Origin of the sequence: Rhodopseudomonas sp. P2A-2r (assembly GCF_026015985.1) — a bacterium.
GTDB lineage: Bacteria > Pseudomonadota > Alphaproteobacteria > Rhizobiales > Xanthobacteraceae > Tardiphaga.
Genome location: NZ_CP110389.1, coordinates 5,333,172 through 5,355,265 on the forward strand (window position 1 = coordinate 5,333,172; position 22,094 = coordinate 5,355,265).

General features: G+C 64.3%; 13 protein-coding genes and 3 pseudogenes. 3 read left to right on the forward strand and 13 right to left on the reverse strand.

What is annotated here, in order from left to right:
- Window positions 1-28 precede the first annotated feature (28 nt).
- Window positions 29-2,302: a TonB-dependent siderophore receptor gene (locus tag ONR75_RS25715; RefSeq protein ID WP_265079739.1), complete on the reverse strand. Its 2,274-nt coding sequence runs from the start codon at window positions 2,300-2,302 to the stop codon at window positions 29-31.
- 267 nt (window positions 2,303-2,569) lie between these two features.
- Between ONR75_RS25715 and ONR75_RS25720 the strand changes: the two genes are divergently transcribed.
- On the forward strand, window positions 2,570-3,481 hold the full coding sequence (locus tag ONR75_RS25720; RefSeq protein WP_265079740.1) for a DMT family transporter: 912 nt from the start codon (window positions 2,570-2,572) through the stop codon (window positions 3,479-3,481).
- Window positions 3,482-3,603: 122 nt separating this feature from the next.
- Here the strand turns inward: ONR75_RS25720 and ONR75_RS25725 are convergent, their stop codons facing one another.
- From ONR75_RS25725 to mbfA, 4 genes and pseudogenes are all read right to left on the reverse strand, one after another.
- Window positions 3,604-5,697 (reverse strand): methyl-accepting chemotaxis protein, encoded by a 2,094-nt coding sequence (locus ONR75_RS25725; protein ID WP_265079741.1) that lies wholly within the window; start codon window positions 5,695-5,697, stop codon window positions 3,604-3,606.
- 222 nt (window positions 5,698-5,919) lie between these two features.
- Window positions 5,920-6,107, reverse strand: a pseudogene (locus tag ONR75_RS25730) (rubrerythrin); the annotation flags it as partial.
- Between the two features lie 47 nt (window positions 6,108-6,154).
- Complete coding sequence (locus ONR75_RS25735) at window positions 6,155-8,230, reverse strand: methyl-accepting chemotaxis protein (RefSeq protein WP_265079742.1); 2,076 nt, start codon at window positions 8,228-8,230, stop codon at window positions 6,155-6,157.
- 288 nt (window positions 8,231-8,518) lie between these two features.
- Window positions 8,519-9,490, reverse strand: a complete 972-nt coding sequence (mbfA, locus tag ONR75_RS25740; protein ID WP_265079743.1) for an iron exporter MbfA — start codon at window positions 9,488-9,490, stop codon at window positions 8,519-8,521.
- A 325-nt stretch (window positions 9,491-9,815) separates the two neighbouring features.
- Here mbfA and ONR75_RS25745 point away from each other — a divergent pair, with 325 nt between their 5' ends.
- Window positions 9,816-10,799, forward strand: coding sequence for a Bug family tripartite tricarboxylate transporter substrate binding protein (locus tag ONR75_RS25745; protein WP_413776389.1), 984 nt, complete (start codon window positions 9,816-9,818; stop codon window positions 10,797-10,799).
- Between the two features lie 209 nt (window positions 10,800-11,008).
- On the forward strand, window positions 11,009-12,364 hold the full coding sequence (locus ONR75_RS25750; RefSeq protein WP_265079744.1) for an esterase-like activity of phytase family protein: 1,356 nt from the start codon (window positions 11,009-11,011) through the stop codon (window positions 12,362-12,364).
- 109 nt (window positions 12,365-12,473) lie between these two features.
- On the opposite strand, the pseudogene ONR75_RS25755 reads toward ONR75_RS25750, so the two are convergent.
- From ONR75_RS25755 to ONR75_RS25790, 8 genes and pseudogenes are all read right to left on the reverse strand, one after another.
- Window positions 12,474-14,162: pseudogene (locus tag ONR75_RS25755) on the reverse strand (methyl-accepting chemotaxis protein).
- Window positions 14,163-14,352: 190 nt separating this feature from the next.
- Entirely contained in the window at window positions 14,353-16,032 is a 1,680-nt protein-coding gene (locus tag ONR75_RS25760) for a methyl-accepting chemotaxis protein (protein WP_265079745.1), read from the reverse strand.
- A 214-nt stretch (window positions 16,033-16,246) separates the two neighbouring features.
- The gene (gene serA / locus ONR75_RS25765; protein WP_265079746.1) at window positions 16,247-17,836 is read right to left on the reverse strand and encodes a phosphoglycerate dehydrogenase; all 1,590 of its coding nucleotides are present in this window, start codon (window positions 17,834-17,836) and stop codon (window positions 16,247-16,249) included.
- A gap of 187 nt (window positions 17,837-18,023) precedes the next feature.
- Window positions 18,024-19,196: a phosphoserine transaminase gene (locus tag ONR75_RS25770; RefSeq protein ID WP_265079747.1), complete on the reverse strand. Its 1,173-nt coding sequence runs from the start codon at window positions 19,194-19,196 to the stop codon at window positions 18,024-18,026.
- A gap of 78 nt (window positions 19,197-19,274) precedes the next feature.
- The gene (locus ONR75_RS25775) at window positions 19,275-19,484 is read right to left on the reverse strand and encodes a hypothetical protein (RefSeq protein WP_265079748.1); all 210 of its coding nucleotides are present in this window, start codon (window positions 19,482-19,484) and stop codon (window positions 19,275-19,277) included.
- A 110-nt stretch (window positions 19,485-19,594) separates the two neighbouring features.
- Window positions 19,595-20,185, reverse strand: a complete 591-nt coding sequence (locus ONR75_RS25780; protein WP_265079749.1) for a glutathione S-transferase family protein — start codon at window positions 20,183-20,185, stop codon at window positions 19,595-19,597.
- Between the two features lie 82 nt (window positions 20,186-20,267).
- The gene (locus tag ONR75_RS25785) at window positions 20,268-21,092 is read right to left on the reverse strand and encodes an outer membrane protein (protein ID WP_265079750.1); all 825 of its coding nucleotides are present in this window, start codon (window positions 21,090-21,092) and stop codon (window positions 20,268-20,270) included.
- A gap of 140 nt (window positions 21,093-21,232) precedes the next feature.
- Window positions 21,233-22,086: pseudogene (locus ONR75_RS25790) on the reverse strand (outer membrane protein).
- Between the last annotated feature and the right edge of the window lie 8 nt (window positions 22,087-22,094).

Here is a 22,094-nt window from a genome sequence, read left to right on the forward strand (position 1 = left end):
CGATCGGCACCGCTGCCTTGACGGCCTGCTACCACTTGTAGCCGACGCTGGCCGTGACGCGACGGCGATCGCCATAGAAACAGGACGATGCCGTAGCGCAACTCGCCACGTAGATCTGGTCGGTGACATTGACCGCATTCACGGCCACGCGCCAGTTCTGCCACTCGTAGTGAAGTGCCGCATCGCCCAGTATAGTGGAGGGGACCGGCAGCAGGTTGGCGGCGTCGGCGAACGACGAACCGATATAGCGCACGCCGCCGCCGAAGCCGAAACCGCGCAGCGGTCCGTCCTGGAACGTGTAGTCGGCCCAGCCTGACGCCATCTGGCGCGGCGTATTGGTCGGCACCGTACCGATCAATGCCGGGTTGCCATCCTTGCTGACGAACAGGTTATAGGTCGTGAATGAACCGATGACCTTGAATCCCGGCGCCAGATTGGCGACCGCCTCCAGTTCAAGGCCGCGCGACGTCACTTCACCGTTCTGCACCGTGAAGTTGGCGTTGCTGGGATCGCTCGTGAGGGCATTCTGACGCTTCAGGTCGAAATAGGCGAAGCCGAAGTGACCGTCGAACCCGACCGGCTGATACTTGATGCCGACTTCGGTCTGCTGGCCGGTTTCCGGCATCAGCAACGTGCGGGTCGAGAAGTTGGTGCCTACGACGGGGTTGTAGCTGGTGGCGTAGGACACATAGGGGGCGACGCCAGAGTCGAAATTGTAGATCAGCCCGGCGCGACCGCTGAACTTGCTGTCGTCGCGGCTCAGGCCCGCGCCGATGCGGTTGTCGTTGTTGGTGCCGACCCAGTCGTTGCGACCGCTCAGCACCAGCGTCAGGCGATCGAGCTTGATCTGGTCCTGCACGTAGACGCCGAGCTGGTTCTGCGTCAGCATCGCATTCTGGTACGGCGTCCCGCTGAACTGCGCGGTGGGGGCATAGACCGGATTGATCAGGTTGAGCGGCGTCGCCGCGCCGAATCCCTGGTAGTCATCGATGCTGTAGTGCTTGAGGTCGAGGCCGAACAGCGTGGTATGACTGAGAATGCCGGTGTCGAAACGGTATTCCACCTGGCTGTCGAGGTCGGCCTGGTTGCCTATGCCATGGGTGAAGAAGTTGCCGCGCGCCAGGTTTGCGGCGGCGGGCGTCGTCGCGTAGCCCAACCCCTGCTGCGTCGACAGCGTGACATCGGTGTGCGCGTAGCGCGCATTCTGGCGGAACGTGACGTTGTCCGACAGATGGCGCTCGAACTGATAGCCCAGCATCTCCTGCTCGCGCTTGAACGTATCGGCGCTCGGTTCGCCGGCGAACAGCCCCGTCCCGATCCTGCCAAACGGCGCGGCGGTGACAGTGCCCGCATAGGGAAGGAAATTCTGCGCGCGGGTCTGGTTATAGGATGCCGACGCCAGCACCGTGAGGCTGGTGTCAGCGTCGGGCTTCCAGGTCACCGACGGTGCGATGAAGTAGTTGTTGTTGGGTGTAAAGTCGGTCTGGGTGCCGCCGTTCTGCACCTGGCCGACGAGACGGGTGTACAGCTTGCCATGCTCCGGCGAGATCGCGACCGGGCCGCCGAAATCGAACGCCGTGTAACCGTTGCCGAAGCTATCGACGCCGGCTTCGATGTAGCGGATCGGCTCCGCCGGCGGCATCTTGCTGACGGCGTTGACGATGCCGCTCGGGCTCGATCCACCGTACAGCACCGCGGAAGGCCCGCGCAGGACTTCGACACGCTCGAGATTGAACGGCTGAAGCTTCCAGGTCGCGAAAGCGGTCGAGAACAACTGGATGCCATCGAGGAACAGACTATTGTCGTCGGACTTGAAGCCACGAATCAGGAACCAGTCGTTGCGGGTGTCGGCGCCGAAATAGCCGCCGACGATGCCGGGCGTGTAGCGCACGATCTCATCGAACTTCTTCGGCCTCTGGTCGCGAATCTGTTCGGCGCCGATGACCGAAACCGACTGCGGGTTCTCGTTGATCGCAGTGTTGGTCTTGGTGCCGGCCATGCTGCGCCCGGCGACATAGCCACGGATCGCGCCGCGCGGATTCTCGACGAATAGGGCGGCGCGCTCGACCGGCGGCCTGCGCGAAGCAGCAGCGCTGCTGCGCGGCGCACGGGCGGCGCGCTTTGGCGCGGCCGCCGCGGCACGGCGCACCTGCGGCTGGCTGATCACCACCGGAGGCAGGGTCTGCGCGCCCTGCCCAGCCCCCGCGTTCGCTTGCTGTGCCGCGGATGAATTCAATGTCAGCACGCTCAACGCACAGGCCGACGACAAGGCCGCCAGCCGCGACAGATGGATCTTCTTCAACGCAAGCCTCCACTCATATCCGGCGCATCTGCTGATGTGGATGACGCAACACTTCGCTGGATTCCGCTTAGGCGACTTGTCCAGGCAACTCCAATGGAAGGCTTCCAGACAGAGCCTTTCGCTGTGCACTGTTGCCAGACTGCCGCAGCTTTGCGCGCGGCGGCACGTTGGTGCATGGAAGCGTCCCGCGTCGGACGGTTGTTTGTTTGCGTGAGTTGCGATTATTTGAATCGATCTAAACTCCTTGCGTGGCGATTGACGGGCTCGATGATGGACCAAAGCCGAAAGCTGTCTCCCGTCACTTGGCTCTCCAACCAGCCCTATCTGCTGCTCAGCCTGACGTCGCTGTTCTGGGCCACTAACATGGTGCTGGGACGCTACGTGTCCGGGCATGTCCCGCCCGTGACGATGGCCTGCGTGCGCTGCGTCGGCGCGTTCTTGCTGCTGCTGCCGTTTGCCTGGCCGCATCTGCGCGACGACTGGCCGGTGCTGATCGCGCGCTGGCCTTTGATGCTTGCGCTCGGCTTCACCGGATTTGCCGCCAACACCGTGCTCGCCTATTGGGGCCTGCTGTATACTCAGGCGCTGAACGGGTTGCTGATCCAGTCGGCCGGACCGCTGTGCGTGGCGCTGTGGACGCTGATCCTGTTCGGCGTGCGGCTGACGCTGCCACAGCTGCTGGGCATCTTCACATCGCTCATCGGCGTGCTGATCATCATCCTGCGTGGCGACCTCGCGGCGCTGACCAGCATCGAGATCAACAAGGGCGACGCGATGCTGGCGGCGGCGCTGTTCATCTTCGGGATCTACTCGGCGCTGATGCTGCGGCGACCGGCCAGCCATCCGTTGTCGCTGATCGTGGTGACCATCGGCGCCGGCGCGCTGATGACCATTCCGCTCAACATCTGGGAACTTACGTCCGGCACGCCGCTGATCCTCGACCGCCTGACGCTCGTCACGCTGATCTATGTGATCGTCTTTCCCTCGGCGCTGGCCTACCTGTTCTTCAACCGCGGCATCGCCCTGATCGGGCCCAACCGCGCTGCGCCGTTTTTCCACCTGATGCCGGTGTTCGGCTCGGCCATGGCCATCGTTTTCCTCGACGAACAGCCCAAACTGTTTCATCTGGTCGGCTATGCCTTGGTGCTGGCCGGCGTGGTCGTGGCATCGCGGCGGTAGTTGCCCATGCGCCCCTGCATTCCGGTGGCGCCGGAAGTGTCGACGGAGGGGTGGTGCGCGCGACGCTCAGGAAGCCAACCGCTACGCTACTGCGGACGCAACACCTCTACTTGGGGACCGCGCTAAGCGGCCCGCACCGAGTCGAGGAACTTGCTGACCTCAAGCTTGAGCCGGGCGCTTTCCGATGACAGTGACGTCGCTGCGGTGAGCACCTGCGAGGACGCAGATCCGGTCTCGCTGGCGCCGCGCTGCACTTCGGTGATGTTGGCCGAGACCTGCTGGGTTCCCTGCGCCGCCTGCTGGACGTTGCGGGAAATTTCCTGCGTCGCCGCACCCTGCTCTTCCACCGCTGACGCGATGGTCGAGGCGATCTCCGACATGCGCGCGATGGTCTCGCCAATCTCCCTGATCGCTGTCACGGATTCCTGGGTCGCGGCCTGGATGCCGTTGATCTGTGCGCTGATATCGCCGGTAGCCTTGGCCGTCTGCTCGGCCAGGGCCTTGACCTCGGACGCCACCACGGCAAAGCCGCGGCCGGCATCGCCGGCGCGCGCCGCCTCGATGGTCGCGTTCAGCGCCAGCAGATTGGTTTGTCCCGCGATGGTGTTGATCAGTTCGATGACATCGCCGATGCGGGCGGCAGCCTTCGCCAGTTCACCGACGCGGTCGTTGGTCTTCTGCGCCTGCTCGACCGCCTCGCCGGCGATCCGCGCCGAATCCTGAACCTGGCGGCTGATCTCGTTGACCGACGACGCCATCTCCTCGGTCGCCGAGGCCACCGACTGCACGTTGGTCGAGGCCTCTTCAGACGCCGCCGCCACCAGCGTGGTCAGTTCCTCGGCGCGCTCGGCAGTCGACGTCAGCGTGGCCGCCGAAGCTTCGAGTTCGGTGGAGGCCGACGCCACGGTTTCGACGATCTCGCCAACCGCGCTCTCGAAACCCTCGGCCAGCCGGTGCATGTCCTTGCGGCGCTGCGCCGCAATGCGCTCGTCGTCTGCGGTTTTTGCCTCGATCTCCTCTCGCGCCCGGGCCTGAACGTGGCGCCTGCAGGCGTCCACTGCCTGCGCCATCTCGCCGATCTCGTCGGTGCGCCGCAGCCCCGGCAGAGCGACGGTCAGATCGCCCGCGGCGAGACCGCGCATCGCGGTGGTCAGCGTCGACAACGGCCGCAGGATGCGAGCGAAGGTCAGCCACAGGCTGACGATGACCAGCAGCAGCGCCGCGGCCAGCACCCCGCCGTTGAGGTTCACGGCAGCGCTGCTGCGCGCCGCGTCGTTGGCCGCCTCCTCATCGGCCGCGCCGCCGATCGCCTCGGCGAGCCGCAGGATGTGGCCGACCGCCACCGTGGCGCGCTTGAAGTACTCGTCGGCGCTGAGCGCGTAGTCACCGCGTTCTCCGGAGGCGAATATCTGCTCGCGCACCGCGTTATAGACGCCGTAGTATTCCTTCGCGACGCCGTCGATCGCATCGCTGACCGCGGCAGGCGTGTCGACACGCTGTTTCAAAGCTGCCACCATCGACCAGGCCAGATCGATATGGCCGCGGAACATCGACAGGTTGCGTAACTGCTCGCTCCCCAGTTTGGCACGCGCGCTGATAATGCCGCCGAGATAGCCGCGCTCGCGGCCGGCATACTCGGCCATGTCCGCGGTGAGGTGGCGCAGCATCACCAGTCGCGCCAACGCCGCAGAGGGTGGGGAGCTGAGCGTTTCGAGCGTCTGCCGCAGCTTCGCCGAAGTCTCGATCGCCAGGGTGATCTGGGCGAAGGCGCCCTGCACCACCTCAGTCGCCCGCACATTCATCGGCTTGCCGAGTTCCTGATCGATCTTGCCGCGCACGGCCTGCAGCGCCCGATGCATCTGCTCGGCGTCGGCGATCACCGCAGCGGTGGCTTTTGTCTGCGCTTGCGCACGCAATAGTTCGAGCGCCTGGCGGAGGGACTGGTCGCCGGCCTCGCGCAGGGCTTTGATCTCGCCGAGCCGCGCCACGCCCGCCGCTTCCGGCGCCTTCAGCGTGGAATTGATGATGCCGCGCTCCGTCGCCCATTGCCCCGAGCTGCGCAGCAACGCCCGCGCGATCTGGTTGACCTCGAGAAAGGCCTCCGACTGCGCGCCGCGCTGCAGCGCGTCACGGACGCCAAGTCCGGCAAGGCCGACCGCAATCAGGGCGAGCGCGCAGACGACCAGCGGCAGCAGCGTGCGGATTCGAAGATTCATGGGGGCCCCGAAACGGTCTGGTCAGGCGCGCGAATGGTCGTGCCCGCGCATGCCCGCCGACAGCGGAGAATCTGCGCTTGCGTCCATTCGAACGCCGGCCTGCATTTTCTTTGAACGCAATTTTGGTGATGCAACGACAGTAAATAAAGCTTTAGGTGGCACTCGGTTAATTTCGAGTTGATTTGGCATCACGTAGGACTGCAGGGACGCAACCGGCGGCGGCTACGCGCCGCCGATCAATATTCCGACCGCCAGCACGATGACTCCACCGAGCACGATCTCGAACACTGCCTGCACTAACGGCATATCCGTGTGCTCTTGATCATCAAGTCGCAGATGCCGCCGCGCAGCCACGGGGACCCGCACCTGGTCATCGAGCCCTTGTCGGAGAGCGCCTCAGCAATGCCCAGCTTCCGAATGCAGGCAGCTTGCGCGTGGCAAGTGCTGGCGGATCGCGCTACGCGGCGCGAACCGAGTTGAGGAACTGGGCGACCTCGGCCTTGAGGCGCGCGCTTTCGCTGGACAGCGACTTGGCCGCATGGAGCACTTGAGAGGACGCGGATCCGGTCTCGCTGGCGCCGCGCTGCACGTCGGTGATGTTGGCCGAGACCTGCTGGGTTCCCTGCGCCGCCTGCTGGACGTTGCGGGAAATCTCCTGCGTCGCCGCGCCCTGCTCTTCCACCGCAGACGCGATGGTCGAGGCGATTTCCGACATCCTGGCGATGGTGTTGCCGATCTCCCGGATGGCGTTCACCGATTCCTGCGTCGCGGCCTGGATGCCGGTGATCTGCGCGCTGATCTCGCCGGTCGCCTTGGCGGTCTGCTCGGCCAATGCTTTCACTTCGGACGCCACCACCGCGAAACCGCGGCCGGCTTCGCCAGCGCGCGCCGCTTCGATCGTCGCGTTCAGCGCCAGCAGATTGGTCTGTCCGGCAATGGTGTTGATCAGTTCGACCACATCGCCGATGCGCGCAGCCGCCTTCGCCAGTTCGCCGACGCGGTCGTTGGTCGACTGCGCCTGCACCACGGCCTCGCCGGCGATCCGCGCCGAGTCCTGCACCTGGCGGCTGATCTCGTTCACGGAAGAGGCCATCTCCTCGGTGGCGGAGGCCACCGACTGTACGTTGGTGGACGCTTCTTCGGAAGCTGCCGCCACCAGCGTGGTCATTTTCTCGGAGCGCTCGGCGGTCGACGTCAGCGTTCCGGCGGAGGCCTCCAATTCGGTGGAGGCCGACGAGACGATGTCGACGATCTCGCCGATCATCGCCTCGAAATCGCGCGTCATCGTATCGACGCGCTGGCCGCGCCGGATCTTGGCATCGGCTTCCGCGGCAGCGGCCTCGTCGGCGGCTTTCTTGGCAATCAGGGTTTCCTTGAACACCTGCAGGGATTTCGCCATCGTGCCGATCTCATCGGTCCGGTCGATCGCGGGAATGACGACGTCATGCCGGCCGGCGGCGAGTTCGCTGACGGCCTCGGTGATCGTCGCCACCGGCGCGATCACCCGACGGCGCAACATCACCGTCACCGCGCCCAGCACGCCAAGCAAGGCAAGAACTGCGGCGCAGGTCAGAGCCAGCATCATCATGGCGTGGTCGCGCCCGGTGCGGGCACGCTGCGCGGCCTCGGCCAGCGCTGCATCGCGGACCGTGATGAAAGCTTGGATGGCCGGCACGATGGTTGCGGCGAGGACGTCGGACGTCATGGCGTATTTGCCGTCGCTGCGTGCGGCCGGCATCTCCTTCTCGATGGCGGGCGCGGCGCGATCGAAATAGCCCTCGATCGCGACCTTGAGCGGCGCCAGCAGCCGTTCCGGCTTGCCGAGCTGATCGACAGACGCCTCGATCCGTTCCCGGCCGGCGTCGATACGGCCCTGGCCACGATCCATGCTGGACATCTCCGCCGGCGTCAGCGGCCGGCGGGTGCTGACCGGCAGCGAGAACGTCGCCGCGCGGCTGCCGCCGGTGACGCGGATATCCTGGGCGGTGCGGGCGATGCTCAACAATGTCGTGAGCGATGCGTCCGCCACGGCAACATCGTTTTCAAGGCGGTTCAGAAGCGGCTCGACGCTGGCGACGGCCTTGCCGACGCCAGGCAGGAAGCCCTTGATGATGGCGGGGTCGCGCGCCGTCATCGGTGAGGTCATGGCGCGATCGGCGCTACCGAGAACGTCGGTAAGGCTCGCCGCGGCCTTGGACAGGCCGTCAATTACCGCCGCGCCGTCGCTGAGTGCACCGATAGCCTCGCGCGCGCTCGCAAAAGCGGCGTCCGATGCCGCGCGCACCTTCGCAACGGCGTCGAGCTGCACCGGCGTCGCCGCGGCTTCCTGGAACAAGGGTCCGACATAAGGCGCCCGCAAGCCCGCCATGTTCTGTCCCACCACCAGAACTGCGCCGAAGGCCTCGACGGCCCTCATGGCCTCGCTCTTGCTGGCGACGGTTCGATATTGCGGGACGAGCACCTCGGCGCCCAGAAGCACTGCCAATCCCGTGACCGCGAGCATGGAGAGCGAAAACAGACGACCGATTTGCATGGCACGTTCCTATGGTTCGTGCCGTCAAGGTATTGGCCGGAGCATAACTGTGCATTAACGGGCGGGCTGCGCGACAAACGCGAGTGGTAGCTCGATATTGGAAAATGAAAATTTTCTCAGTATGCCAAGCTACATATTGCCGCTATGTCGTCCGTCAGAAGCGGGGTGACTCGTGTTTCGAACGGCGCGGGTCCTGCTATCAATTCGCGCGCGGATGCGACGCATCAGTGAGCCGTCGACGTCGCAATCGGAGCCGCTACGCGCGGCTGCAAAGCACGATGGCTCCGGCTACGCGCCGCCGATGAGGATGCCCACCGCCAGCACGATGACGCCGCCGAGCACGATCTGGAACACCGCCTGCATGAACGGCGTGTCCATGTACTTGGCGCGGATCCAGGCGATCGCCCAGAGTTCGAAGAACACCACCACGCCGGCAATGGCCGTAGCGATCCAGAACGCGTTGGCCCAGGAGTCCGGCACAAGATACGGCATGGTGTGGCCGAGGCCGCCCACGGTAGTCATCAATCCGCAGATGCCGCCGCGCAGCCACGGCGAGCCGCGCCCGGTCATCGAGCCGTCGTCGGACAGCGCTTCGGCAAAGCCCATGCTGATGCCGGCACCGATGGAAGCGGCGAGGCCGACAAGGAAGGTCGCCCAGTTCTGGTGTGTGGCGAAGGCCGCGGCGAACAATGGCGCCAGCGTCGACACCGAGCCGTCCATCAGGCCGGCGAGCCCGGGCTGGACATATTGCAGCACGAACATCCGCCGCCTGGTGTGATCCTCTGCGCTGCGTGCGCCCGGCGTCAGGAACGTCTCCGACAGCCGCGACGCCAGCTGCTCGTGGCCCTTTTCCATCTCGGCGAGATCGCCCAGCAGCTTGCGGACATGGACGTCGGTGGTCTGCTCGGCGGCCCTGGCGTAGAATCGCTCGGCCTCGAATTCCATGGTCTCCGCTTCCTTGCGGATGGCATCGAGCGGGAGATTGCGGGTCAGCCAGATCGGGCGACGACGGATGAATCCCTTGACGTCGCCGCGGCGGATCGGCGGCAGGTTCGGCCCGAACCGTTGCTCATACATTTCCAGCAGCATGTGCCGATGGCCCTTTTCCTGCTCGGCCATCTCGCTGAAGATCTTTGCCGAATCCGGGTAGCGATCGAGCAGGTCCTCGGCGAAGCTGGAATAGATGCGGCTGTCTTCCTCCTCGCCGGAGATCGCGACCGCCAGCACCTCGCGCTCCGTCAAGTCTGAAAATGCCTTCATCTTCAATGCCTTATTTTAGATTAGAATTATTCTAATAGATATAACGACGGCCCGCGGTTTTGTCAAAACGATTGCCGCGGTGCGGCACAGGGACCACGGTCTTGCTATTCGACATGCCGCAACGATCGCTCCCGCACGCCGCCCTGCGGACACTGCCCCGGGGGACGATCGGGAGCAGCGACGGCTGATCGTCATCGCCGTCTGCGGCGCCTTCCGCCACGCGGTATCAGCGTGCCGCGTTTCGGCTTTGACGCCGCGCGACCGTCAGTTAGTTTGCCCGCAACAATGCCGGCCACTCAGGCCGGAGACAGGGAGAGCAAACGGGATGATCGACATTCATGGAGTCCGCGGGGCACTGCGGGCGGCGGCGGCCGTCATCGCCATCGGCACGGCGGGCAGCGCGCTGGCGCAAGGCACCTACCCCAATCGCGCCATCACGCTGGTACTGCCGTTTGCCGCCGGTAGCGGCACCGACACCACCACGCGCGTCATCTCGCAGCAACTCGCCCAGGCGCTCGGCGTCACCATCGTGATCGACAACAAGCCCGGCGCGAACGGGTCGATCGCCGCCAGCTATGTCGCCCGCGCGCCGGCGGACGGCTACACGCTGTTCGTCACCACCAACACCTCGCATTCGGCCAATCCCTATCTGCTCAAGACCATGAACTACGATCCGATCAAGGACTTCACCCCGATCGCCCGCACCGGCGACCTGCCCTTCATGCTGGTGATCAATCCGGAGATCCCCGCCAACTCGGTGGCCGAGCTGATCGCCTTGGCCAAGAAGGACCCGGGCAAGTACTCCTATGCGAGCGGCTCATCGTCGGCGATCGTGTCGGGCGCAACATTCGCGCGGCTCGCCGGCATCGACATGCTGCACGTTCCCTACAAGAGCTCGCCGCCCGCGCTGACCGACGTCATCGCCGGCCGCGTCAGCATGATGTTTACGGACGTGCCGACCGGACTGCCGCACGTCAACGGCAAGGCGCTGAAGGCGCTGGCGGTGACCACCAAGACTCGTTCGAAACTGTTACCCGATCTGCCGACCATGGACGAAGCGGGCGTCAAGGGCTTCGATATCACCTCGTGGCAGGGCTATCTCGGTCCGGCCAACATGCCCCGGGATATCGTGCTGAAGCTCAATACCGAGATCCGCAAGATCATCGACCGTCCGGAAATGAAGAAGGATCTCGCCGACCGCGGCATGGAGGCGTTCTCCGGACCACCGGAGGAGTTCGATGCCTTCCTGAAGGAACAGCTCGTCGTGTGGGAGAAGCTGATCAGGGAAGCCGGCATCGAGAAGCAGTAGGGACTACTGCCACAGACGGAGCGTCATCCTGAGGTGCGCGCTCTTGCGCACCTCCCGCCGAAACGCAATTGCGTTTCGGCGGGGACGACGGCTGCGCCCCCTTGCCGCAGCCTTGTCCCCCGCTGTCATTCCGCCGTCATGCATCCGTCAGCGCGCCGTAACGCGCGCGCCCCAGAACACGCAGCATGGTCACCACAAGGAGAACCACCATGCGCAAATCCCTGCTCTGTTCCGTAGCGTCGATGCTGCTGCTGTCGTCCGCGGCTCTGGCGCAAAGCGAAGGCGAATTTCCCGCCAAGCTGGCCGGCCATGCCGTGCTGCCGGCAATGTCGACCATCGATGCGCCGGCCGACGCGCCGAACGACCTCAAGACCTCCGGAAAATACACCACCGGCAAGCGCGTGGACGCGCTGGGCACCGTGATGGGCAAGTCCTTTGAGCGCGATACCGGGATTTCGCTGCCGATGAAGGGCCAGCCGCTGCAGGGGCATTCCGGCATCAAGGTGATGCCCGACGGCTCGTTCTGGGTACTGACCGACAACGGCGCCGGCTCGCGCTACAATTCAGCTGACTACATGCTGTATCTGAACCACCACAAGATCGACTGGAAGGCCGGCAAGGTCGAGCGTCAAGCCACCGTTTTCCTGCACGACCCCGACAAGAAGGTGCCGTTCCGCATCGTCCACGAGGATACCGCCAAGCGCTATCTGACCGGCGCTGATTTCGATACCGAAGGCTTCCAGATCATCGGCGACAATTTCTGGATCGGCGATGAATTCGGGCCCTACATCCTCAAGACCGACATGACCGGCAAGGTACTTGCGGTGTTCGAGACCGTGATCGACGGCAAGCCGGTGCGTTCGCCGGACCATTGGCAGGTGCAGTCGCCGGGCGCACCGGGCGCCACCTTCACCAACGTCAACCTGCGCCGCTCCAAGGGCTATGAGGGCTTCGCGTCGTCGAAGGACGGCAAGTTCATCTACGGCCTGCTCGAAGGCCCGGTGTGGGATGCCGAGAAGAAGGACTGGGAAAAGGTCGACGGCAAGGAAGCCGCGCGCATCCTCGAATTCGACGTCAAGGCCGAGAAGTTCACCGGCCGCTCCTGGCAGTATGTGTTCGAGAACAACGGCAATGCGATCGGCGACTTCAACATGATCACCGCCGACAACGGCCTGATCATCGAGCGCGACAACGGCGAAGGCACCAAGGACAAGGCCTGCGCCGACGGCAAGCGCGGCACCGACTGCTTCCCGGATCTGGCCAAGTTCAAGCGCGTGTTCAAGATCGAACTCAGCGACGCCAATGTTGGCAAGCCGGTGCGCAAGATCGGCTATATCGACCTGATGAAGATCCAGGATCCCGACAAGAAGTCGCTCAAGCCCTTGAACGACGGCGTTCTGACCTTCCCGTTCTTCACCATCGAGAACGTCGATCAGGTCGATGCCACGCATATCATCGTCGGCAACGACAACAACCTGCCGTTCTCATCGAGCCGCGAGCCCAACAAGGCCGACGACAACGAGTTCGTACTGCTCGAAGTCGGCGATTTCCTGAAGGCGAAGTAAGCTTCGCTGCTCGGCCTTGTCTCCACGAGAAAAGCCCTCCCTTGCGGGAGGGCTTTTGCTGCGCGGGCAGGTTCGCCTGCCCCATTCCGGGAGAGCGAGCAAGTCAGCGTTACGCCGCCCGCACCTTGCTGAGGAAGTCATTGACCGCCGTGCGCAGCATGCCGGACTGGCCGTCGAGATCGCGGGCATTGGACAGCACCTGCGAGGCCGCTGCACCGGTGGCTTCGGCGGACGCGCTGACGCCGCCGATGTTGTTGCTGATCTCGTGGGCGCCGGCGGCGACCGACTGGATGCTCTGCGCGATCTCGCGCGTCGCCTTGCCCTGCTCCTCCACCGCGCCGGAGATGCGGCTGGCAATCTCGCTCATCTCGCTGATGGTGCCGGTGATGCCGGTGATCGACGCCACCGCCTCGCCGGTGGAGGCCTGCATGGCCGAGACCTGGGCCGAGATTTCCTCGGTGGCCTTCGCCGTCTGACTCGCCAGCGCCTTCACTTCGGAGGCGACCACCGCGAAGCCGCGGCCGGACTCTCCGGCACGCGCTGCCTCGATGGTGGCATTGAGCGCCAGCAGGTTAGTCTGCGAGGCGATATTGTGGATCAACTGGACGACCTCGCCGATCTTTTCGGCGCCGCGCGACAACAATTGCACGGTGGCATTGGTGCGTTCGGCATCGCTGACGGCACGGCTGGCGACCTGCGTCGACTGCGCCACCTGGCGCAGCACCTCGTTGACCGACGCCGACAGTTCCTCGGCGGCCGAGGCCACCGTACCGACATCGTCGGACGAGCGCTGCGAGGCGGCGCCGACGGTGGCGGCGCGCGAGCTGGCGTCAGACGCCGTCGCGGTCATCGACTGGGCGGTGGTCTGCATATCCGTCGCCGCGGTCGCAACCGACCGGACGATGCCGTTGACGCTGCGCTCGAACTCGTCGGCGATGCTCTGCATCGCTGCGCGGCGCTCGGCGGCCGCGCGGTTCTGGGCGTCGGCCTCGACCTGCTCGAGGCCGCGGATCCGCAGCGCATTGTCCTTGAACACCTGAACGGTCTTGGCCATGGCGCCGACCTCGTCGCCGCGCTCCACGCCGGGAATGCTCTCGTCGAGCGCGCCATTGGCGAGCCCCTCCATGCGCGCGCCAAGCTGGCCGAGCGGCGCCGTGATGCTGCGGCCGATCAGCCAGGCGATCAGCCCGGCAATGGCGCCGATGGCGACCATCGCCAAGCCAAGCGTCCACATGATGGGCTTGAGCTTGGTATCGAGGTCGTCGAGATAGGCGCCGCTGCCGACGAACATGTTCCAACCGGGAATCGGAACCGCGTAGGCCACCTTGCGCGACATCTCCTGCGAGTTGGGTTTGAGGTTTTCATAGCGGAGCGCAATTTCACCCTTGGCGGCTCCGTCGCGCAATTCGCGGATCACCCCCGCCCATTAAGCAGCGAGTCAATCCGGTTCTGGCCGACCAGCTTGGGATCCGGCAGCGCCAGAGCCACACCTTCCATTGTATAGGCGAACAGGTAGCCCGCGCCGTTGTCATAGGTCAGCGTATTTGCGCGACTGACGAATTCCGCGATCGCCGCTTCCTGGGTAAGTTTCCCGGCGGCTACCTGCTTCTGCAACCCGATCGCCATGTTGCGTGCGGCCTCGACAAAGATCTTGGTCTGGTCGATACGCGCCGTCAGCATTTCGTTCCGCATCAGATTGGCGGCGAGAAGGCCGGCTGCGCACAGCCCCATCAAAGTCACCCCCACAAGGATGATCAGCTTGGAGGTGACGCGAAGGTTGTTGAATTGCACTGGCTATCTCCCGAACGGTCGCGGCGACGGACCTGATCCGACAGTAGCGTTCATATCCTCGCTATTGATTAGCCTGCGACTCCGTAAAAATACGGGGAATCGCAACGCGTGATTGCCACCATAAATACCTTCCCGTAACGCACGGCATTTCCGGGGAGCCGGCAGGTCAGAGGATCAGCAAGCAGCACCGGCATGGCTCACGCCGCCCGGACCTTGCCGAGGAAATCATTGACCGCCGCGCGCAGCATGCCGGACTGACCGTCCAGATCGCGGGCATTGGACAGCACCTGCGAGGCCGCGGCGCCGGTGGCTTCGGCGGCCGAACTGACGCCACCGATGTGATTGCTGATCTCGCTGGCACCGGCAGCAACCGACTGGATGCTTTGCGCTATCTCGCGCGTCGCCTTGCCCTGCTCCTCGACGGCGCCGGAGATGCGGCTGGTGATCTCGCTCATCTCGCCGATGGTGCCGGTGATCCCGGTGATCGACGCCACCGCCTCGCTGGTCGATGCCTGCATGGCCGAGACCTGGGCGGAGATTTCCTCGGTCGCCTTGGCGGTCTGGCTGGCCAGCGCCTTCACCTCGGATGCCACTACTGCAAAGCCGCGACCGGACTCGCCGGCGCGGGCCGCCTCGATGGTGGCGTTGAGGGCCAGCAGGTTGGTCTGCGAGGCGATGTTGTGAATCAGCTGCACCACTTCGCCGATCTTCTCGGCGCCGCGCGACAGCAGTTGCACGGTGGCGTTGGTCCGCTCGGCGTCGCCGACAGCGCGGCGGGCGACCTCGGTCGACTGCGCCACCTGGCGCAGCACCTCGTTGACCGATGCCGACAGTTCCTCGGCTGCGGAGGCGACCGTGCCGACGTCGTCGGACGAGCGCTGCGAGGCGGAGCCGACCGTGGCCGCGCGCGAACTGGCATCGCTTGCCGTCGCGGTCATCGATTGCGCGGTGGTCTGCATGCCGGCCGCCGCGGTCGAGACCGAGCGGACGATGCCGTTGACGCTACGCTCGAAATCGTCGGCGATGCTTTCCATCGCCGCGCGGCGTTCGGCGGCGACGCGGCCCTGCGCGTCGGCTTCGACCTGATCGAGGGCGCGGATGCGCAGCGCGTTGTCCTTGAAAACCTGCACCGTCGCCGCCATCGCGCCGATCTCGTCGCCGCGCTCCACACCGGGAATGCTCTCATCGAGCGCGCCATCGGCGAGCGACTTCATGCGCGCCCCGAGGCGGCCGAGCGGGCGGGTGATGCTGCGTCCGATAAACCAGGCGATAAGGCCGGCAACGGCGGCAATCGCGAACATTGCCAGACCGAGCGCCCAGATGATTGGCTTCAGGTGCTCGTCGAGGTCATCCAGATAGGCGCCGGTAGCAATGAACATGTTCCAGCCGGGCAGCGCCGCCGCATAGCCCATCTTGCGTGACAGAACCTGCGCGTTGGGTTTGGCAAATTCGTAGGTCAGAATGTGCCAGCCCTTGGCTGCCACGCCGTCGCGAAACTCGCGCGTCACGGCCACGCCGTTGACCAGCGTGTTGAGGCGATCGGCCCCGGATTTGAAGCCCGGCAGATGAACCACGGTGCCATCCATGGTGTAGATGAACAGATAGTTGCCGTTGTCATAGGTCATCGGCTCGATCCGGCGCACCAGCTCGGCGGTGGCGGCTTCCCGCGTCAGCTTTCCGGCGGCGACGTCCTTCTGCAGGCCGGCAGCCACGTTGCTGCCGATTTCGACGATCGACTTCAACTGTTCGGTCCGCGCCGCGAGCATCTCGCTCTTGACCATGTGGGCCGCCAGAACGCCTGCAGCACACAGGCCGATCATCGTGACCGCCACCAGAATAACCAGCTTGGTCGTGATGCGAATGTTGTTGAATTTCACGGCTATAGCTCCCTTGGCCCACACTTTCAGCAGCGCTCGGCATGACCCCTGGAAAGAATATATCAACGTAGTGTTTTCAAATGCTTACGCCCGCCGCCGATCAAAAATACCGCGACGTGGAATTCACGCAAAAAAATCCCCGCCTTTTTGGGGCGGGGATTTTCATTTTCGTCGTTGCAAAGAGTCGCCTGCGGCGACCGAAGCGCTTGCGATCCTAGAACGTCAGCGCCTTGGCCTGCTTCACCTGCGGCAGGGTCTGCACCTTCGCCAGCACATCCGCCGGCACGGCACCGTCAACCTCGACCAGGGCAATGGCGTCACCGCCCTTGCTGTTGCGGCCGAGATGGAAGGTAGCGATGTTGATCCTGGCGTCGCCGAGCAGCGAGGCGAACTGGCCGATGAAACCGGGCTTGTCCTCGTTGGTAACGTAGATCATCGACTTGCCGAATTCGGCATCGACCCGGATGCCCTTGATATCGACCAGACGCGGCTGGCCGTCGGCATAGACCGTACCGGACACCGAGCGCTCCTGCTTGTCGGTGGTCACCGTCACCGTGATCAGGCTCTCGTAGTCGCTCTGCGCGGCACGCACCACTTCGTCCACCACCATGCCGCGCTCCTTGGCGACGACGGGGGCGGAGACGACGTTGATGTCGCCGAGCATCGGGCGCAGCAGCCCGGTGAGCGCCGCCGAGGTCAGTGCCTTGATCTTCATTTCGCCGACAGCGCCTTCATAGGTGATGGTGACCTTGGCGATGCCGGTCTCGGTCAGCTGCCCGGCGAACGAGCCCAGCTTTTCGGCGAGTTCGATGAACGGCTTCAGCTTCGGCGCTTCCTCGGCGGTGATCGACGGGAAGTTGACCGCGTTCGAGATCGCGCCGGTGAGCAGATAGTCGGACATCTGCTCGGCGACCTGCAGCGCGACGTTTTCCTGCGCCTCGGTGGTGGCTGCGCCGAGATGCGGCGTGCAGATCACGTTGGGATGGCCGAACAGCACGTTAGCGGTCGCGGGCTCCTCGACGAACACGTCGAAGGCGGCGCCAGCGACATGCTTCGTGTTCAACGCATCGACCAGCGCCTGCTCGTCGACCAGACCGCCGCGGGCGCAGTTGATGATGCGCACGCCCTGCTTCATCTTGGCGATTGCTGTGGCGTCGATGATGTTCTTGGTCTTGTCGGTCAGCGGCGTGTGCAGCGTGATGAAATCGGCGCGCTTGAACAGGTCCTCAAGCTCGACCTTCTCGACGCCGAGATCCTTGGCGCGCTCCGGCGACAGGAACGGATCGAAGGCGATCACCTTCATGCGCAGGCCGAGCGCGCGGTCGGCGACGATCGAGCCGATATTGCCGCAGCCGACCACGCCCAGCGTCTTGCCGGTGATCTCCACGCCCATGAAGCGGTTCTTCTCCCACTTGCCGGCCTGGGTCGAGGCATCGGCCTGCGGGATCTCGCGCGCCAGCGCCATCATCAGCGTGATGGCGTGTTCGGCTGTGGTGATGGAATTGCCGAACGGCGTGTTCATCACGATGATGCCCTTGGCGGTCGCCGCGGGGATCTCGACATTGTCGACGCCGATGCCGGCGCGGCCGATCACTTTCAGTCGCGTCGCCTTCTCAAGGATCTTGGCCGTGGCCTTGGTGGCCGAGCGGATGGCCAGGCCGTCATAGTTGCCGATAATTTCGGCGAGCTTGTCCTTATCCTTGCCGAGGTTCGGCTGGAAGTCGACGTCGATGCCGCGATCCTTGAAGATCTGCACGGCGGCGGGAGAGAGAGCATCGGAAATGAGGACTTTGGGGGCGGTCATGATGAGGCTCCTTCACCCTCCCCTTGAGGGGAGGGTCGGCGCGAAGCGCCGGGATGGGGTGAAGCTACGAGCTGACAATTGAGTGAACGAGCGGGGGAGTTCTTCACCCCACCCCGCCGAATCGTGACGACGCCGCGCGTCGCTCAGGGTCCGTCGACCCTCCCCTCCAGGGGAGGGTAAGAAGTGCTTAAGCCGCCTTGGCGAGCGAGGACTTCATCTCGGCGAACGCCCAGTCGATCCACTGCGTCAGGATCTCGACGTCCTTGGCTTCCACGGTGGCGCCGCACCAGATGCGCAGGCCGGCGGGAGCGTCGCGGTAGTGCGCGAAGTCGAAACCGGCGCCTTCCTTCTCGACCAGCGCCACCAGCTTCTTGGCGAAGTCAGCCTGGGCATCGGCTGACAGCGACGTGATGGCGGGATCGACCACCTTCATGCACACCGAGGTGTTGGAGCGGATCGCCGGATCGGCAGCGAGGAAGTCCACCCACGGCGTGCGGGCCTTCCAGTCGGCCAGCACCTTGGTGTTGGCGTCGGCGCGCGCGATCAGCGCGCTGAGACCGCCGACCGACTTGGCCCAGCCGAGCGCATCCAGATAGTCCTCGACGCACAGCATCGACGGCGTGTTGATGGTCTCGCCTTCGAAAATGCCTTCGTTTAGCTTGCCGCCCTTGGTCATGCGGAAGATCTTTGGCAGCGGCCAGGCCGGCGTGTAGCTCTCGAGACGCGCGACAGCGCGCGGGCTGAGCACCAGCATGCCGTGCGCAGCTTCGCCGCCCAGCGCCTTCTGCCAAGAGAAGGTGACGACATCGAGCTTGGCCCAGTCGAGCTTCTGCGCGAACGCCGCGGAGGTGGCGTCGCAGATGGTCAGGCCTTCACGATCGGCCTTGATCCAGTCGGCATTGGGCACGCGCACGCCGGAGGTGGTGCCGTTCCAGGTGAAGACGATGTCCGACGCCGGATCGGCCTTGGAGAGGTCAGGAATTTCGCCATAGCCGGCATGCAGCTTGGTGACGTCCTTGAGCTTCAGTTCCTTGACGATGTCGCTAACCCAGCCTTCGCCGAAGGATTCCCATGCGATGGTGGTGACGGGCCGCGCACCGAGCAGCGACCACAGCGCCATTTCGACCGCGCCGGTATCCGACGCCGGCACGATGCCGATCTTGTAGCCGGCCGGAACTTCCAGCACTTCGCGGGTCAGTTCGATGGCGAGCTTGAGCTTGGCCTTGCCGACCTTCGCGCGATGCGAACGGCCGAGGGCTGCATCCTTGAGATTTTCGGGGGTCCAACCGGGGCGCTTGGCGCAGGGACCGGAGGAAAAATGCGGCACGTTCGGCCGCGAAGATGGCTTAGCTGCAGTCATAATCTATCCTTCCAGATAGCAAGCCTCCCGTTGGGGGAGGTGGCCCGCTGGCGTGGATATGGGAATCGCCTTCCGGCGTCAAGGAACTTCCCAGCACGCGCGAAAAGGTGATGACGGTTCATCCTGCTCCGCTTCCTGCTCCCGCGCGAGCAATCCCGCCGCCACGGTCACTGAACGTATCGCCTTCCGTTTGCTGGTGAATTTCATCACGCCGCGATCGTTCACCTGGACAACGTAGTCGTTGCCGATTTTGACGATCGCATAGCATTTCTTGATTTCGACATTCACGCTCGATATACGCGCGAGACGTCTGTCCGTTGCACGACATTACCATCGCGCGCCCATTTGGTTGCCAACAGTTAACCGGAACCGGCCGGATCGCAGCCTCGCTGCGGCAATCAACGGGCCGGCGGCAGGTCCAGTTCACGTTCCGCCGCGGCGATCCAGCGCCGGATCGATGCGTAGCCGTCGAGATGGAAGCCGCCTTCATGGGCGACGCGCGTATAGGCCAACAGCGCCACGTCGGCGAGCGAGAAAGGATCGCCGATCAGGAACCGGGTCGCCGCGAGCTGATGCTCCATCCGCGCCAGCGCAAAGTAGCCACGCTTGATCTTTTCCGGATCGAGGTCGGAGGCCGGCTTGCCGAGATAGACCATCTGGAAACGGCAGACGGCGATATAGGGCTCGTGGCTGTACTGCTCCCAGAACAGCCACTCGTCCATCTTCGCGGCCTGGAAGGCATCGCGGGGAACAAGATCGCTGTCGCGCGCGAGATAGCGGATGATGGCGTTTGATTGCGCCAGCACGCGGCCGTCGTCGAGCACGATGGTCGGCACCTGCCCGGCCCCGTTGAGCCTGAGGAATTCCGGCGTCCGGCTTTCGCCCTTCATCGTATCGACGTCGACCCAGTCATACGGCAGCGCCAGCTGGTCACAGACCCACTTCACCTTCAGGCAGTTGCCGGAACTGCTGTCGCCGTAGATCTTCATGATCGCCCTGCTCCATGTCGGAAGCCCAGGGCAGCAGCCCGGCCAAATCCTGTCAACAGGTTTGGCGGGCGGCGGCGCGCGATCAGAACTTGTAGCCGAGGCCGGCGCGCACGGTGTTGATGCTGGTATCGACCGCCGACGAGAAGCGGATGTATTCCCACTCGGCACGCAGGAACAGGCCGCCAATCAAATTGACGTCCACGCCAAGTCCGGCGGAATAGCCGTAGAGCAAGTGGCTATATTGGGCATCGGTCTTGTTGTGGTCGAACGAAATGTACTGAAAACCTGGCGCCGCGTTGACGTTGACGGACTGGCCGAAGACGCGCGCCGTCCTGATGATGTCCGCCTGTCCCAGCGCGACACCGCCGAACATGTAGGGCAAAAATGATCCGAACGCGTAGCCCGCGCGGGCCCGGAACGTGCCGATGTCGGTGATCGACATGCTGGATGAACCGTAGTTGGTCACGCCATCGGTGTAGCCGAGCGAGTCGACGAACGAACGTCCCACGCTGCCGCTCTGCGTGCCGCCGAATTTGCCATGTAGATAGCTGAGCTCGACGCCGATCACCACGTCGTCCCACTGGCTGTTATAGCCGACGAAGCCGCCGAAGCCGTTGCCGTTCTGTGATGCCTTGCCCATGACGGGCCATTGCGACACCTGGCCGTCCTGCTCGATCGCGAGGCCGTCAAGCATTCGCGCCGTAACCGCGCGCGTGGCTCCCGCGAAATTCATGTCGGAGCGGCCATAGCCAGCCTGGGCACCGATATAGTAGCCCTGCCAGTTCACCTGCGAGGAGCTCACGCCGTCCGAAAAGGCGCCGCGCAGCACCGGAAGGTCCGGCATGTCTGCGGCCTGTGCGCCATGCGCCATCCCAAGCATTGCCGTCGCCATCAGAAACTTACGCATCACGACATCCCTCAACTCATCGACTGTCATGATCATCCCGCGTTAACCTTAACCAATGGTTGCGCGAGTGTGGTTCGCGCAAAACAAAACGGCGCGGGAAGGTCCCGCGCCGTTAAGATGTCTTAAGATAGTTGGGCCGATCAGCCCTTGCGGATCAACGGCGGCGGCGGCGGCGCATAGGCCGGCGGGCTGTCGAGATTCCAGCGCACGCCGAGCTTCAGATCATGCGAGGTGATGTCCTTGAACTGCATGGCAACCCCTTCGTGAAGCCAGTGTAGTCCGAAACGGGCCCGGTGGTGCCGCTACCGAGATTCATGTAGCTGTAGCCAAGTTCGACGGTCATCGCCGGGTTGACCTTGTAGGCCAGACCGGTGTGCAGCGCCCAGGCGAAATTCCACTTCGACGCGGCCGGCGCGCCCGCGTAGCTCGACGAGCTGACGAAGTTGACGAGCGTCCCACCGTTATCAGTGTAATTCGCAATATTGACGCGAGCCATACCGACACCAGCACCGACAAACGGTGTCACACACCACCAGGTGCCCAGATCGACATAGCCGTTGGCCATTGCGACCCACTCAGACTTGCTCGCATTATAGTTATTGACGCCACTCCCAACGAATCCGCTCGAGGGAAAGGTGATGCGGTCGGTGCCCTTAAAGTTCGAATTGCCGCGGTACTGGCCAGTGATGTCGCCGCGGAACCAGCTATTGAACTGATAGCCGACGCCGACCTGATAGATGCCTGCGGTGTCGAAAGCCGTGGTCTCCTGAAGCGACAGCAGAGCGGCGTTCCGGTTATCGCCCATTTCGATGTTCTTCACGCGCTGGTTGCTGAAGCCGATGTCGCCGCGGAGGTACCAGCCACCGAATTCTTCGGCCGGCGGGGCCGGCGGCGCGTAGTACTGCGGCGGCGGCATGGGCATGTCGGCGGCAAAAACCGCGGTCGACATCAGGGAAGCCGCTCCGGCGGCCAATATCAATTTCACGCTACGCATTGGCGTCG

What these genes read in the sequence shown, in the direction of transcription:
- mbfA (WP_265079743.1), bottom strand. Translation starts at nt 9,490, where the DNA reads ATGAAGGCATTTTCAGACTTGACGGAGCGCGAGGTGCTGGCGGTCGCG.
- ONR75_RS25750 (WP_265079744.1), top strand. Translation starts at nt 11,009, where the DNA reads ATGCGCAAATCCCTGCTCTGTTCCGTAGCGTCGATGCTGCTGCTGTCG.
- ONR75_RS25720 (WP_265079740.1), top strand. Translation starts at nt 2,570, where the DNA reads ATGATGGACCAAAGCCGAAAGCTGTCTCCCGTCACTTGGCTCTCCAAC.
- ONR75_RS25745 (WP_413776389.1), top strand. Translation starts at nt 9,816, where the DNA reads ATGATCGACATTCATGGAGTCCGCGGGGCACTGCGGGCGGCGGCGGCC.
- ONR75_RS25785 (WP_265079750.1), bottom strand. Translation starts at nt 21,092, where the DNA reads ATGCGTAAGTTTCTGATGGCGACGGCAATGCTTGGGATGGCGCATGGC.
- ONR75_RS25735 (WP_265079742.1), bottom strand. Translation starts at nt 8,230, where the DNA reads ATGCAAATCGGTCGTCTGTTTTCGCTCTCCATGCTCGCGGTCACGGGA.
- ONR75_RS25780 (WP_265079749.1), bottom strand. Translation starts at nt 20,185, where the DNA reads ATGAAGATCTACGGCGACAGCAGTTCCGGCAACTGCCTGAAGGTGAAG.
- ONR75_RS25725 (WP_265079741.1), bottom strand. Translation starts at nt 5,697, where the DNA reads ATGAATCTTCGAATCCGCACGCTGCTGCCGCTGGTCGTCTGCGCGCTC.
- serA (WP_265079746.1), bottom strand. Translation starts at nt 17,836, where the DNA reads ATGACCGCCCCCAAAGTCCTCATTTCCGATGCTCTCTCTCCCGCCGCC.
- ONR75_RS25770 (WP_265079747.1), bottom strand. Translation starts at nt 19,196, where the DNA reads ATGACTGCAGCTAAGCCATCTTCGCGGCCGAACGTGCCGCATTTTTCC.